Source organism: Sphaerimonospora mesophila (assembly GCF_001417795.1).
Taxonomy (GTDB): domain Bacteria; phylum Actinomycetota; class Actinomycetes; order Streptosporangiales; family Streptosporangiaceae; genus Sphaerimonospora; species Sphaerimonospora mesophila.
Map to the genome: position 1 here is coordinate 1 of NZ_BCBX01000037.1, position 13,146 is coordinate 13,146.

At 65.8% G+C, this 13,146-nt stretch carries 16 protein-coding genes and 1 pseudogene; 11 read left to right on the plus strand and 6 right to left on the minus strand.

Annotated features, from left to right (window positions below; genetic code table 11):
- On the minus strand, positions 1 to 220 hold a 220-nt coding region (locus AP234_RS35075), incomplete at its 3' end, for a DUF4145 domain-containing protein (protein ID WP_152990472.1).
- 252 nt (positions 221 to 472) lie between these two features.
- Between AP234_RS35075 and AP234_RS17750 the strand changes: the two genes are divergently transcribed.
- The 7 genes from AP234_RS17750 to AP234_RS17775 all read left to right on the plus strand — a co-directional run bounded on the left by AP234_RS17750 (position 473) and on the right by AP234_RS17775 (position 6,184).
- Positions 473 to 1,048: a hypothetical protein gene (locus AP234_RS17750; RefSeq protein ID WP_055480800.1), complete on the plus strand. Its 576-nt coding sequence runs from the start codon at positions 473 to 475 to the stop codon at positions 1,046 to 1,048.
- A 93-nt stretch (positions 1,049 to 1,141) separates the two neighbouring features.
- Complete coding sequence (locus AP234_RS17755) at positions 1,142 to 2,539, plus strand: DDE-type integrase/transposase/recombinase (protein WP_055480801.1); 1,398 nt, start codon at positions 1,142 to 1,144, stop codon at positions 2,537 to 2,539.
- A 33-nt stretch (positions 2,540 to 2,572) separates the two neighbouring features.
- Positions 2,573 to 3,382 carry an AAA family ATPase gene (locus tag AP234_RS17760; protein ID WP_152990473.1) on the plus strand — a complete coding sequence of 270 codons (810 nt, stop codon included), beginning with the start codon at positions 2,573 to 2,575 and terminating at the stop codon, positions 3,380 to 3,382.
- 77 nt (positions 3,383 to 3,459) lie between these two features.
- Positions 3,460 to 3,636: a hypothetical protein gene (locus AP234_RS37295; RefSeq protein ID WP_160330460.1), complete on the plus strand. Its 177-nt coding sequence runs from the start codon at positions 3,460 to 3,462 to the stop codon at positions 3,634 to 3,636.
- 948 nt (positions 3,637 to 4,584) lie between these two features.
- Positions 4,585 to 5,229 carry a class I SAM-dependent methyltransferase gene (locus tag AP234_RS17765; protein WP_055480802.1) on the plus strand — a complete coding sequence of 215 codons (645 nt, stop codon included), beginning with the start codon at positions 4,585 to 4,587 and terminating at the stop codon, positions 5,227 to 5,229.
- 260 nt (positions 5,230 to 5,489) lie between these two features.
- Entirely contained in the window at positions 5,490 to 5,867 is a 378-nt protein-coding gene (locus AP234_RS17770; RefSeq protein ID WP_055480803.1) for a type II toxin-antitoxin system RelE/ParE family toxin, read from the plus strand.
- A complete protein-coding gene (locus AP234_RS17775; protein WP_055480804.1) occupies positions 5,864 to 6,184 on the plus strand; it encodes a helix-turn-helix domain-containing protein in 321 nt (106 codons plus the stop codon). The genes AP234_RS17770 and AP234_RS17775 overlap by 4 nt, the downstream gene beginning before the upstream one ends.
- 415 nt (positions 6,185 to 6,599) lie before the next feature.
- Here AP234_RS17775 and AP234_RS39220 read toward each other — a convergent pair whose 3' ends face one another.
- Positions 6,600 to 6,860: a tyrosine-type recombinase/integrase gene (locus AP234_RS39220; RefSeq protein ID WP_083502203.1), complete on the minus strand. Its 261-nt coding sequence runs from the start codon at positions 6,858 to 6,860 to the stop codon at positions 6,600 to 6,602.
- A 153-nt stretch (positions 6,861 to 7,013) separates the two neighbouring features.
- On the opposite strand from AP234_RS39220, the gene AP234_RS17780 reads away from it, so the two are divergent.
- Positions 7,014 to 7,622, plus strand: coding sequence for a hypothetical protein (locus tag AP234_RS17780; protein WP_055480805.1), 609 nt, complete (start codon positions 7,014 to 7,016; stop codon positions 7,620 to 7,622).
- Positions 7,623 to 7,834: 212 nt separating this feature from the next.
- Complete coding sequence (locus AP234_RS17785) at positions 7,835 to 8,350, plus strand: hypothetical protein (RefSeq protein WP_055480806.1); 516 nt, start codon at positions 7,835 to 7,837, stop codon at positions 8,348 to 8,350.
- An 85-nt stretch (positions 8,351 to 8,435) separates the two neighbouring features.
- Here AP234_RS17785 and AP234_RS17790 read toward each other — a convergent pair whose 3' ends face one another.
- Both AP234_RS17790 and AP234_RS38045 read right to left on the minus strand, forming a co-directional pair.
- Positions 8,436 to 9,218, minus strand: coding sequence for an IS5/IS1182 family transposase (locus tag AP234_RS17790; protein ID WP_055480807.1), 783 nt, complete (start codon positions 9,216 to 9,218; stop codon positions 8,436 to 8,438).
- A 280-nt stretch (positions 9,219 to 9,498) separates the two neighbouring features.
- Positions 9,499 to 9,657 (minus strand): hypothetical protein, encoded by a 159-nt coding sequence (locus AP234_RS38045; protein WP_200926575.1) that lies wholly within the window; start codon positions 9,655 to 9,657, stop codon positions 9,499 to 9,501.
- Positions 9,658 to 10,089: 432 nt separating this feature from the next.
- Between AP234_RS38045 and AP234_RS17795 the strand changes: the two genes are divergently transcribed.
- Entirely contained in the window at positions 10,090 to 11,004 is a 915-nt protein-coding gene (locus tag AP234_RS17795; protein ID WP_235558223.1) for a hypothetical protein, read from the plus strand.
- 123 nt (positions 11,005 to 11,127) lie between these two features.
- Here the strand turns inward: AP234_RS17795 and AP234_RS17800 are convergent, their stop codons facing one another.
- Positions 11,128 to 11,868 (minus strand): N-acetyltransferase, encoded by a 741-nt coding sequence (locus AP234_RS17800; protein WP_200926576.1) that lies wholly within the window; start codon positions 11,866 to 11,868, stop codon positions 11,128 to 11,130.
- A gap of 89 nt (positions 11,869 to 11,957) precedes the next feature.
- Here AP234_RS17800 and AP234_RS39565 point away from each other — a divergent pair.
- A pseudogene (locus tag AP234_RS39565) lies at positions 11,958 to 12,308 on the plus strand (IS1380 family transposase); the annotation flags it as partial.
- Between the two features lie 155 nt (positions 12,309 to 12,463).
- Here AP234_RS39565 and AP234_RS17810 read toward each other — a convergent pair.
- Positions 12,464 to 12,913 carry a hypothetical protein gene (locus tag AP234_RS17810; RefSeq protein WP_055480811.1) on the minus strand — a complete coding sequence of 150 codons (450 nt, stop codon included), beginning with the start codon at positions 12,911 to 12,913 and terminating at the stop codon, positions 12,464 to 12,466.
- Between the last annotated feature and the right edge of the window lie 233 nt (positions 12,914 to 13,146).

Sequence of the window (13,146 nt, forward strand, 5' to 3'; positions counted from 1 at the left end):
GGGCGCGGGCATCTTCGGCTTCATCCAGGTCCGGATCGAAGTCGTGATCATGTGCACCTTCGTTACGAACGTTGCGGAGGTGGGTGGCCCAATCGAATAGCCGATTATCGATGATCCCAGCGTCACGCAATCGCTCCATCTTCTTTTCTAGAGTGCCGCTGGTGAAGCCTTTATTCTTACCCACGGCCTCCAGAGCGTGTCCGACCGCGACCAGTGCCATGCGGTATGCGCGACCGTTAAAGCAACGTTCCACCTCGTCTAGCGAGCGGACCAGGATTGTTGAACGTCACTGAAGATGCCTACGAAAGCGGCGATTTTGGGGCATCCTGTCTGCCCACAAAATCGGAGGCATGTCCCTGGGACCTGTGCGTTCATCGGCGGCGGCACCTTGCCGACGAAGGGCATGCGAAGGCCCTCCCGGTATCTCTTGGCCGAGTGCTCCCGGAAGGGCCGTGTAGCGCATGGAGGCGCTGTGCTCACGGTAGGGGCGAACGCGGCGAAGGTCGAGAGCCAGTTGTCCAGCGGAGAGCTGGCCTGCCCGGATTGCGGTGATGCGCTGGGCCCGTGGGGATGGGCCCGGGTGAGGGTGCTGCGGGGCGGATCTGTGCCGGTGGTGGTGCGTCCCCGGCGGGCGCGGTGCGTGGGCTGTGGCGTCTCGCATGTCCTTCTCCCGGTGTTCGCGCTGGTCAGGCGGGCGGATCTGGCGGAGGTGATCGGGGCTGCCCTGGCAGCGAAGGCGGCCGGAGCCGGAGCTCGGGCGATCGCGGTTGGGCTGGGCCGGCCGGTGGAGACGGTCCGTGGCTGGCTGCGACGGTTCGCCGGCCGGGCCGAGGACGTGCGGGTCGCCTTCACAGTGCTGCTGGTTGATACCGGTGTCGATCCGGTGCCGCCTGCTCCGGCTGCCACTCCGTTCGCGGACGCGGTCGCGGCGGTGGTCGGCGCGGCGGTGGCGGCGGCCTCGCGCTGGCCGGATGTCGGCGAGGTGTCGCCGTGGCGGCTGGCGTGTGCGGTGAGCCGGGGACGCCTGCTGGCTCCCTCGTGGCCGTGATCGTCGATCAACACGAGCCGCCCCTGATGCCGGGTGGTGGGTGTCTGCGAGCCTGCGCGGGTCTTGTCACTTGACACCCCCAGGAAGGCAGCGTTGACGAAGAAGGACGATGACCAGGCCACACGCCTGGAGCGGGCCCGCCAGATCGGCCTGTTCCGCTACATGCTGATTCGGGAGGCGGCCGATCCGTCGCTGACCTCGCGCCAGCGCGGTGCTCTGGTGCGCGCGATCGCCGGCGTCCCGCATACCGACCCCGACGGGCGCACCATCTGGATCACCCGCTGGACACTGGATCGGTGGATCTCCGACTGGCGCAAGGGAGGTTTCGACGCCCTGGTGCCCTCGCCGCGCCAGTCCCAGCCGCGCACCCCGCCGGAAGTGTTCGAGCTGGCCACCGCGTTGAAGAAGGAGAACCCCACGCGCACCGCGGCGCAGATCCGCCGCATCCTGGTGGTCCAGCACGGCTGGGCGCCCGATGAACGCACCTTGCAGCGGATGTTCGTGCGCACCGGCCTGACCGCGCTGCGCGCCCCCGTCGAGCCCGCCGTCTTCGGCCGGTTCGAGGCCGAGCGCCCCAACGAGATCTGGACCGGCGACGCCCTGCACGGACCGCGCATCAACGGCCGCAAGACCTACCTATTCGCCTTCATCGACGACCATTCCCGGGCGATCGTCGGGCACCGGTGGGGGTTCGCCGAGGACACCGTCCGCCTGGCCGCCGCGCTGCGCCCCGCTTTGGCCGCGCGCGGCGTCCCCGAGTACGTCTATGTCGACAACGGCTCGGCGTTCGTGGACTCCTGGCTGATGCGGGCCTGCGCCAAGCTCGGCATCAAGCTGGTGCACTCCACCCCGGGCCGGCCGCAAGGCCGGGGCAAGATCGAGCGCTTCTTCCGCACCGTGAACGGCGAGTTCGTCGTCGAGATCGCCAGCGGAGATGGCGAGGTCGGCCGCAAGGTCGCCACCTTGGCGGAGATGAACCGGCTGTTCACCGCCTGGGTCGAGGGCGTCTATCACCGCCGCACCCATACCGAGACCGCGATGGCTCCACTCGCGCGGTGGATGACCGGCGCTCCTTATGCCGTCCCGGCCCCGGCCGACCTGGCCGAAGCCTTCCGCTGGTCGGAATGGCGCACCGTGTCCAAGACCGCGCTGGTCTCCCTGCACGGCAACCGCTACCAGGTCGATCCCAGCCTGTCCGGCCGCCGCGTCGAGCTGGTCTTCGACCCGTTCGACCTCACGTTTCTGCGGGTGCGCTGCGACAGCCAGGATGCGGGCACCGCGCTGCCGTTCCAGATCAGCCGCAACAGCCACCCCAAGGCCCGCCCCGAGGTCCCCGCCGAAGAACCCCGGCCCACGACCGGCATCGACTACCTCGGGCTGATCGACGCGGCGCACAGCGCCGAGCTGGCCAACAAGGTCAACTATGCAGCCTTCGCCCCCGACCCCGACCCCGACGCCGTCGAGCCCCCCACCGGCCCGGCCGGCCCATGACCGTCCGTCCCAGCCCTCTTCAGGAGCTCTCGCGTGATTGAGAAACTGCAGGCCCACTACGGCTTTTCCCGCATGCCCTTCGGCCGCGACCTGGCGCCCGGCATGCTACACCGCCACTCCTCGCACAACGAGGCCGTCGCGCGCATCTCCTGGTGCATCAGCGAACGCTCCATCGGCGTGGTCACCGGCGAGGTCGGCGCCGGCAAAACCGTCTCCGTCCGCACCGCCCTGGCCAGCCTGGACCCCTCCAAGCACACCGTCATTTACTTGCCGAACCCAATGATCGGCGTCCGGGGCATCCACGAGGAGATCGTCAACACCTTCGGCCAGCGCCCCGCTCACCTCGGCTCCCGCCTGGCTGTCCAGGTCGGCAAGGTGCTGATGGCCGAACGCGAGGAACGCGGACGCACGCCCGTCCTGGTCCTGGACGAGGCCCACCTGCTCACCTACGAGCAGTTGGAGACCGTCCGCATGCTCACCAACCAGGGCATGGATCAGGACTCGCCGCTGGCCTGCCTGCTGGTTGGCCAGCCCACCCTGCGCCGGACCATGAAGCTCGCGGTCCTGGCCGCGCTCGAACAACGTACTGCCCTGCGTTACACCATGCCGGGGATGACCTCGGCGGAGACCACCAGCTACGTCAAGCACCACCTGAACCTGGTCGGACGCCCCGACCAGCTGTTCACCGAGGACGCGCTGACCCTGATCCACACCACCGCGCGCGGCTATCCCCGCGCGATCAACAACCTGTCGCTGCAAGCCCTGGTGGCCGCGTTCGCCTCGGGCAAGAACCTCGTCGACGAGGCCGCGGCCCGCTCCGCGGTGAGCGAGGTGGTCGACTGACCGACCGGCACCATGCCGACGAACGACAACACCTCGCCGATGAACACCCCGTCGCACATCCCCGCGGCGGGGTGTTCTTGTCGCAGATCGTCGGCACCTTCAATGCCTGCTTCGTCGGCATTTTCGGCGCCGGGCAACACCAGGATCTCGGGCAACGGCTTGGGCGAGCCAAGGCGGTCACGCCATGCCAGACGCTCATCGTCGAACATAACGGTGATCCTAGACGCACCAAGCATGGTCAGCATCTGCATTAGGAACCAACTGATCATCGTCGATTCGTCTTATCGACGACAAGCCCTATGGAGGCCCATGGCGGCCGAGCAGGCACCGGCATGACCTGCGGCGTGAGCCGGTCCCAAATAGCGGCGGGAACACGGGCCGCCCACCATACGCAGCGCCCGCTGTATCAAGATGCACCCGCCGCCGCACAGGTACAGCATGACGATCGCCATGCGGTGACGGCCATCGCACGAGGTTGGGGGCGATTGACGGTCCGGGACTTCGATGTCTCAGCCCCGACCCACCGAGTACCGAGTGACGGTCGGACGAGACCTCTCTGACCAGATGAACCGAGTGCAAGATCCGGAACATTCGCGGAACGTCACCCCAGCCCTGAAGAAGGTCACATGCATCACCCACACGTCAGAGAACCGTCTGGCCAAGAAGCGGCTTTCCACTTCTACTCCGATGGCCCTTCGTCCTCCTCGCTGGTCGAGTGTCCCGGCCGTGCCCGCCGAGTCAAGGGCGCCTGCGGCGTCGCTGCGCGATCAACTTCGTTGACCCTTGACACGGCGGTCCCGTCCTGGGGGTCGGCAGCTACGAGGAGGATGGGGGCGGTCCAGGAGACGGGCCGCGCATGGCACGCCGCCGCGGGTCGTGGGTGTGATCGTCGTGCCATTAGCGTGCCATTAAGGGCGGTCAACAGGGGTCACCCACGGTCACTCGCGGGCGGCCTTTCGCCCAGGTCGTGGCCGTTATCACTGGTGATCATGCCGATTTGCAAGCAGGAAGTCAGGGGTTCGAATCCCCTAGGCTCCACCCCACGTCAAAGGCCACCTCTCGTTATCAGGACGGGCCTTGTCGATCGTGTACAGCAGCGAAATACAGCAACCGCTGTCGCGCCGCTCAGCCTCCATCGTGATCATGTAAAACGGACGCGGCCTGTGCACGAGATCCTGATCACTCGGCTACCGTGCCGCAATATGAACGCAGGCGGCTGGTTGGCAGACACTCGGGTCTCCTACGACACAGTTGCGGTGAGCTACGCCAGCCAAGTGCGCGACGCTCTGGCAGGGGAACCGTACCTACGAGCGGCTCTGGCGTTGTTCGCCGATCTGGTCCACACGGCCGGCGGTGGGCCGGTGGCGGACGTGGGCTGCGGACCAGGACATGTCACCGCCTACTTGCATGAGCTGGGTGTTGACGCTTTCGGTATCGACCTTTCACCTGCGATGATCGATCTGGCTCGGCATGATCACCCCGGCCTGCGGTTCGAAGTGGGCTCGATGACGGACCTGGACCTTGCCGATGCCGCGGTTGTCGGCCTGCTCGCCTTTTGGTCGTTGATTCACGTCCCCGACGATGCGGTGTGCACGGTTTTCGGACACTTCCGACGGGTGCTGCGTCCCGGCGGACCGCTGCTGCTCGGTTTTCACGTTGGCGACGAGTCGCGGCTGAAGACACAGGGTTACGGTGGCTACCCGATGAAGGTGCATGTTCACCGCCGTCAGCCTGGCCACCTGGCGAACTGGCTGCGCGATGCCGGCTTCGCGGTCGAGGCCCAAATGCTGCTCGACCCCGACGAGGACGTTCCAGGGGCGCTTCTTTTCGCGCGCCGCCAGTCTTAGCTCCAATCAGTCGCTCGCTTTGCTCTGTCGGCGGTAGCGGAGCACGGCAACAGGGCCGCACAAGAGGCTTCCGTGCCCGTTGCTTATCTGATCTCTTGGTAGATGGGATGCAGATGAGACGGTGCACAGTATTACTTGTCCCGGCCCTCCCCCCCTGCTGGGCACCCGCTCATGATGGTTGTGGCGAATCGGCCTCTCGATGACCTCGTCGAAGTTTAGGATATCCTTGAATTCGAACGGTCGGCAACGAGGGGGTTGCAGTGGACGAGTGGGAGATCTTCTTCACCGATGAGGTGGGAGAGTTCCTTGACTCGCTCTACGAGACCGATCGTGACTCGCACAAGCTGGTCAATCAGGCGATCTTGGTTCTGGAACGTAACGGTCCCGCCGAGGGCAGGCCACTGGTGGACACCGTAACCGGATCCAAGATTCCTAATATGAAGGAGTTGCGGCCCGGTTCGACTGGTCGCAGCGAGATCCGTATCTTGTTCGTCTTCGACCCCTGGCGAGCAGCGATCTTGCTTGTCGCGGGAGACAAGGCGGGTAACTGGGAACGCTGGTATCGGCAGGCGATTCCACGAGCCGAACACCTGTATGAGATCTACCTGACAGAGCGGTACAAGGAGATGAACCAGTGAGCAGCTATCGCAAGTGGCGCGAGAGCGGTCACTTGGAGCGCGCGATTGAAACCGCCGGCGGCGTAGAGGCATTCGAAGACGAGGTTCATCACCTGCGCCAGGAGGCGCAGGGGTGGCGGCTCGCGGAGATGCGCAAGCGCCGTGGGCTTACCCAGACTCAAGTCGCCGAGCGCATGGGCATATCTGTGGCCCGCGTGTCACAGATCGAGAACGGCGATGTGTCCACTCGCGAGGTCCTAGACCGTTACGTTGCCGCGCTCGGCGGCACGCTCAAACTTGTCGCCGATTTCGGCGATGAGCAACTGAAGGTCAGTTGACGCGTTGCGCGACACCGGAGGGCGGTCGGGTATGACACCATGAAGATCTGGTGGAGTGCTGGGCAGAGATCGATAAGCCCTCGCACTTCAGCCCGATCGACGCCGTGGCTCGAGAACCTTGTCGGGCTGGCTCCGCGACAGACCGCGATCGTTTGCTCTGCTGCTGGATGGGCGACCAACAGCGTGGTGCGTTGGAGATCGCTGAGACCGACCGTTGGGCCATTAGCGGGCCATTAAGGGGGGTCAACAGGGGTCAGTCACGGTCATCCGCGGACGGCTTCTCGCCCAGGTCGCGGCCGTTGGCCCTGGTGATCAGGCCGATTTGCAAGCAGGAAGTCAGGGGTTCGAATCCCCTAGGCTCCACCCACTCGAAGGCCCAGGCCAGAAGGCATTTCCCCGACCCGGGCCATGATCGCTATTCAGATTTCTTGGGTTTCCGTGCCCGTTGCGTGCTGAGCTGTCCGCGTGCGAGGCTGTCGGGCTGCTTGGCCACCTGGTGCCGTCGTTCGTCGGTGGCGTGCTGGTAGGTGATCGCGGCCCGCGTGCTGGAGTGGCCCATGCGGTTCATCAGCACTCGGAGAGATGCGCCCGTGCTGGCCGCCAGGGTGTTTCCCGTGTGTCGGAGATCATGAAAGTGGATTTTCGGGACGCCGGCAACTGTGCAATATACGTGCAATGATCACGGCTTCAGAGGCGGTGAGACCGATTCCTGTAGGAGGAAGGCTCATCGAACAGCTCCTGCACCACTCCTGCACCACGAGTCGCGCAACGTAGGCCGAGGCCGACTGCCTGGAAAATTACGACACTGACCGCGGAAGGAGATAGCGCGGTGGAACCCGACTACGTCCTCGCTGGCTATCGGGTCGCTACACGCGCGGATCGGCACGATTGGCAGGACGTGGGCCTTCCAGGTGCTGGTCTGGTGTCGCTCAGCGACTGCGTGGTGGACCTGGTGTCGGTAGATCCCAGTGGCTGGGACGACTGGTTCGCCGACCCTCAGGAGGCCGAAATTGCGTGCGAGCACGCTGGCAAGCCGGGCTTGCACGTGCTCGGGGTCGGATTCGCCACTGCCGACGTTCCCGGGCTGCTGGCCGATATCGCCGATGGAGGCTGGGACACATCGGCCGGGAGCCTCCCGGAACGGCTGGCCCGGCGCGAGAGGTTTCCCTACCGCAGCGGCCGGCGGTTGGGGTTCGAACTGGTCGGCTTCGACAGCGGGTGCTGGCACACCTGGACTTGCCTCGGAGGCCTCGTCGCCGATGTCTACAGAGCCACCGGCGTCCAGCCGGGGTCCTGGGGGCTAATCCAGGACGAGCAGGACGCGCGCCGGGCCGCTCAATGGCTTACCGAATCAGGTCTCGGTGACTCCAAAGTATTGCTCTGGGCTGCCGCACTGCTCACGGACGTTGCACAAGCGACCCTCCAGACCGAGGAATAGTGCACGCTCGGAATAACTTCCTCCCACCAGTAGACCGAGGGCTCAGTCCAGTAGACCGAGGGCTCAGTCGATGCCCGCCACGGGCTACAGAAGGTGCGTTTGCCTCAAGCGAGTCGTGCCTACTCGTAATGTCAGTCGCATGCCCTCGCGTGCCTACCTGCCACAAGGCGGGGCGGGCCATGTCGCCATGGACCCCGGACAGGAGTGTTTACGTGGGAGTCTTCTATGAGTACTACCGCGCCGCGGACCGTGCTGCGGCGACCGTCCAACCTGAGCATTCCCGCGAGATCGCCGATGCCTCGCGTGGAATTCCGGAGTTCGATGTAGTGGTGACCAAATGGATCGACCCCGAAGTGGTCCTGGGTCAACTCGTCGCGTTCGCCAGCCAAGTCGACTATTCCCTGGGGCTGGTCGAGATGGTGGGGCTGTATCCACCCCCGGAGAGTGCGCCACGAAGCGACGAGGAGTGGGATGCCCTACCCGAAGACTCCCCGTACCTGGAAGGGCCCAGCATTATGGAACTGTCGGCGGAGGCTCGTGACATGCTCGCCGGTGTGGACGACGCCCGCCTGCCGATGCTGGCGGAGCAGTGGGCAGCCATCGAGGAGTTCTCCCACTTCACCGCTGATGAGGACGGGTACATGCTGTCGCTCACCAAGGATCTTGTCGGTCTGGCACGTCGAGCGAGAGAACATGATCAGCATCTCTACTGCTGGATGTCCTTGTGATGCGCCTGCCAGCCGTGCCCGTTGCGTGCCCGATGGGGTGGGAAACAAGGGGGAACAGCAGGGAGTCACGGCTAATGAGCCTTTTTCATCGTGAGTAGCGGTCATCTTCGACCGCTTGCAGGACGAGGATGGCCTGCAGGATCGCGGTGGCGCGGTGGGGGCAGTAGCGGAGCTTCGACAGTAGCTTCCACGCTTTCAGGGTCGCGATGGCGCGTTCGCCGCGGGCGCGGATGCGGGCATGGGCGCGGTTGGCGGCCTTCTGGTGGCGGGACAGCCGTGGGCGGTGCCGATGGCGTTTGAACGGAGTGCGGATGGTTCCGCCTGCGCCTTGGTAGCCCTTGTCGGCGAAGGTCATCACGTTGTTGCTGGTCAACGCGTCGATGAGGCCGACCGTCCGGGCGGCGGTCAGGTCGTGCACCGCTCCGGGCAAGACGGGTGAGGCCCACACCGGCCGCCCTGCGGGGTCGGCGACCACTTGGACGTTCACGCCGTGGCGTTTGTGCTTACCCGAGTAGTACGGCTTCTGGTCGGCGAGGCGGTCGATCGGGATCAACGTGCCGTCGAGGATGGCGTAGGCCAGCCGTGCGGCCCGTACCGCAGCGGCCTGGACGTCGTCGGCGAGGGCGGCGAGCAGATCGGTCGACTCGCGGACATAGCGCCAAGCGGTCGTAATGCTGATGGAGAAACCGCTGGCCAGGCGGGCGTAGGTGTCTCCGTTGCGCAGATGGGCCAGCACCAGTAACGCCTGCCGCCCGGGCATCAGACGGCGCCATCGGCTGCGGCGTTCGGCGCGGTGAGCGCGGATGAGGTCGGCCAGGCGGATCAGGGTGTGGTTCGACAGGGGGATCGCGGCAGGGTAAGACAGCAACGAGGCTCCTGGTTGGGGCATCGGATCTTGGTCGACTGCTGTCTTACCGGGAGCCTCACTTCTCCCTCAACTTCCGAGTCCCTCTGCCTCCCACACTCGTCCTGACCAGCAAGATCAGGATGAAAATGGCTCAATGTGATCAGTGCGCTGAGCTGTGTGTGCCCTGATGGAGCATGATCGGCATGCGTCTTTGCAAGCAGGAAGTCAGGGGTTCGAATCCCGTGGGCTTCACCCACTCAAAAGCCCAGGCCAGAAGGTATTTCCCCGACCTGGGTCGTGATCACTGTTCGTCTTTCTCGCGCTTCCGTGTCCGTTGCGTGCCCGATCCGTTCTTGAGCTGTCCCCGCGCGAGGCCGTCGAACTGCTTGGCCACATGGTGCCGCCGCTCGTCGGTGGCGTGCTGGTAGGTGATCGCGGCCCGTGTGCTGGAGTGGCCCATGCGGTCCGTCAGCTTGCGGAGAGACGCGCCCGTGCTGGCCGCGAAGGCGATAGCCCGGACTCCATGCGGCTGTCTAGGAGGGTACTCAATGTGCTTCTCCGTTGTCGGCGACCACAGGTTGCACTGACAGGGGTAAATGATTCAGTGATCTGTGTCCCCTTGCTGTTGTCTGTGCGTGGTGGCCTGATTCCCTCCAAGATTGAATCTGGCCAGGATCACCCGAGCACTGTGTCGCAAGAGGGGTAAATGCCTGTGTTCGCATGTGCGGGCTGTGGTGCCGTGATTACCTCGGCGGTTTCGCAGGTCGCGCTCCCCGTCCACGCCCATCAGAAGTACGGCCATGAGCTACTTCCCGCGCTCCTGGAGCCTGGGACGTACGCGGTGGATCCGGATCCTTCCGGGCCGCCGTGGCGGCCGTGGGAGGAAGTCGGCGTGGAGGAAGCCGAGGCCTGCGGCGTGTACGCGCCGGTGCATGCCCTGTCGTACGGCCCGCCGGGAGCGGTCGCGGTCGCGCCGGGCGACGTCCACGGAACCGTCCTGATTCCAGAGCGATGCGATGGCTACTGTCTAGGTCTGGACGGCAGGGACGGCCCGAACCTGGCGTGCGCGCAGTGCGGATGCGCTGTGGCCACCCGCATCGACGACTGCTCGTATTGGCAGGTGGTGTGGCTGGACCCGCGCGCGGTGCGCCTTATCAGCGCCGATGAACCGGCGTGTCGAGTGCTCAGCTGGGAGGCGCTGCGAGAGGAGCAGCCGGGAACGCCGCCGGTTGAGCCGATCGGCGCGTGGAGCCCCGTGTGGGAGGCGGCGGTCGCGGAGGCGTTAGCCCACCTGCTGGCGGTGTCGGACGGCGCGCGGGTCGTCGTCCCTGATGGCTCTGTCGCCGACGCGTTCCGTCCGACGCTTGATGCTCTGCTCCCGTCGGAGCCGCCGGTAAAGAGTCTGGCCCTGGCCGGGCCGAGCCTGTCCGCCACGGTCGCGGACATCGCCTTGGTCCCGCGGCATCCGCAGACCGGGGAGGCATGGCCGTACGGTGCGGGGGCAGCGGTGCCGCTGGCGGCCGATGTATGGATGTATCTGGCCTTCAACGACAATCGGCGACTCCTTCCCGCTTCGGGCGGACTACCCGACGACGTCTACCGCGATGATCCCCCACCGCTGCTACCGTTCGGTCCGTTCCGGCCTGACTGGGAAGTGTTCCTCAGCACGCTGGCACGGCTGCCAGAAGTTCGTCAGCCGTGGCTGCGTGCGATTTACGATCATGTGAAGGAGCACCGAGACAGTCGCCCCTTCTGGTGGTGCCTGCCGAATATGGCGGAAAAGGGGTCTTACAGGTGTGAGCAGTAGGCTGCGGTCGCGTCGTCGTACGACTTAACGCGGGGCCGGCGTTCGCTCTCGGGGTCGGTGGGCTCGGCGTCGCGGACGCGGCGGATCGGCTCGGCGGGGCCGCGCGCACGGGTCTCTGCGGGGCTAGTGGAGCGAGTGCCGCACCCAGACGTTGGGTTCGACGTACACCGCATGGCCGTGGACGGCGTCGCAATGGACGGGCACCAGCGCCCCAGGGACCTCTACGTCGCCCGTCTTGTCGAACGGGAGGCCGGTCCAGCCTCGCCACTCCGCCAGTGTGCCTGCCACCACCATGGATCGCGGGGCGATCTTGTCGATCACCCCACCTGCGCGTGCGTGCACGCGCAGCCAGGGATCGACCGGCAGGCCGTCCTTCCGGCGAAGCGCGGCGTAGTCGGTCATCGGGGTGCGGGGCTGGAGGTGCTTTCTGTTGGGACGCACGGGGGCGAGTAGTTCGCTGAAGCCGAGCCGGGCGGCTTGGGCGCGCAAGGCGTCCAGCATGACAGCGGACAGGCCCTTACCCTGCAGGTCGGACCTGATCGTGATCTCCAGTGCCGAGACTGTGTCGGGGGAGCTACCGCGTCGTCGTGCCGCGGCGGCGCGCCAGAGCACGCCGTCCCAGCCGTCGTCGGGCAGCTCGTCGCCTCCGAGGACGAAGGGCACAGAGAAGGCGCGCGCCACGACGGCGCCAGGACCGCGGTCCACGGCTACCAGCACGAACTCTGCGTACTGGGTGCCCACGACGGGATAGAACAGGTTGGCTGCCGGGTCCTGCTTCATGAAGGTCGGCCAGCTGTCGGGCATGCTCCACATCTGCTGCTCGAGTTCGGGACGCTCCGCTAACGTGGTGATCTGCAGGTCCATGGCTGGATCTTCGCAAACCGGACTTGCCGCCATCAAAGCGTTTTGTCTCGCTTGCTGGGGTGGTGGTGCTCAGGAGGTCGCGTTCACGCTGGACTCTCGCGTGGCGTGATGGCGACACGCTCACCTGGGTCGTCGAGCTGACCGGCCTGCTCGACCTTTCCTCCTGGCCCAAGGGGATGCGGGTCATCGTGTGCGAGGAGCGGCCAGACCCGGGCGCGCAGTCGCGCTTCACCGACATCGACGGGCACCGCTTCACCTGCTTCGTCATCGACACCCCGCTCGCAGAACCAGGCATCACGCTTGCCTGCGAGTTACCGGCGTGGGTGCAGATGCTCGCCCTGCACGGCGATCCCGCTCGCCGCTAGGAACCCAAACGCCTGCGGCTGCGCCTGTTCGCGGTCGCCGCTCGACTGGTCCGTGGCGGCCGCCGGCTACGACTGCATGGCCGGCGTCGGCCCTGGGGCGAGCGGCGTGTGACCGCGATCGTGGGCTGCAGGCGGCCCCGACACGACCTGACCAGTACCAAGCCGCCCCTACGAGCTGGAAAGGACGATCTCATCGCCCGCGGAAGGACACTCTGGGCAGGAGCGGCCTTTCACGACGGGAGTTCTTCGATCTGCAGGTCGGAGAAGACCAGGGTCAGGTCGTGAACGTTGGTTTGGATCCGTACTTCGTGGAAGTCGATGCCGATTGCTGCAGCCCAGTCCCGGGCGGTTGGTGAGTCGGCGATGAGCGTGGCCCCGGGGTAGAGCAGCTGCCATTTGACTCCCCAGACGAATCCGGCGAGGTCGATGCCGGTTTCGTAGGTGATGAGCCGGTCATCAAGAGACTCTCGCCAGATGCCGGCCGGCATGATTGTGGTGCAGTCGGCCCGCACGCAGTAGCGGAACAGGTAGCGCAGCGTCGCCGGTGCGATTCCGGTTCGGGGGTCGGAGGCCGCGTGGATCACGAGTTGGTAGTCGCGCATGTAGTCCACGAAGCCGTGGTGGAGCAGGGCTTGGTCGAAGACCTCATCCAGAGCCTGTTGCAGCTTCGCCGGATCCATGAGCGCATTTCTACCCGCGCTATGTGATCTGTCGGTACTGCCTGCGGTCTATCTGGTCCCAGGAGATGGCTGACGTTTCTGTCCCAGGACATGGACGACGGTTGCCCGGCGCTGCACATGACAAGCACCGGAGAGGGCGCCCGGGCATCTCGCGTCGTGGCCTGCTTGACCTTGACACAGTGACAAGGCCTTGACTGTGCCAAGGAGGTGGTCCCGATTACCATGCCGACAGA

Excerpts from the sequence above, each read along its gene's own strand:
- AP234_RS17765 (WP_055480802.1), top strand. The coding sequence starts at position 4,585 with ATGAACGCAGGCGGCTGGTTGGCAGACACTCGGGTCTCCTACGACACA.
- AP234_RS38045 (WP_200926575.1), bottom strand. The coding sequence starts at position 9,657 with ATGGGCCACTCCAGCACACGGGCCGCGATCACCTACCAGCACGCCACC.
- AP234_RS17800 (WP_200926576.1), bottom strand. The coding sequence starts at position 11,868 with ATGGACCTGCAGATCACCACGTTAGCGGAGCGTCCCGAACTCGAGCAG.
- AP234_RS17810 (WP_055480811.1), bottom strand. The coding sequence starts at position 12,913 with ATGGATCCGGCGAAGCTGCAACAGGCTCTGGATGAGGTCTTCGACCAA.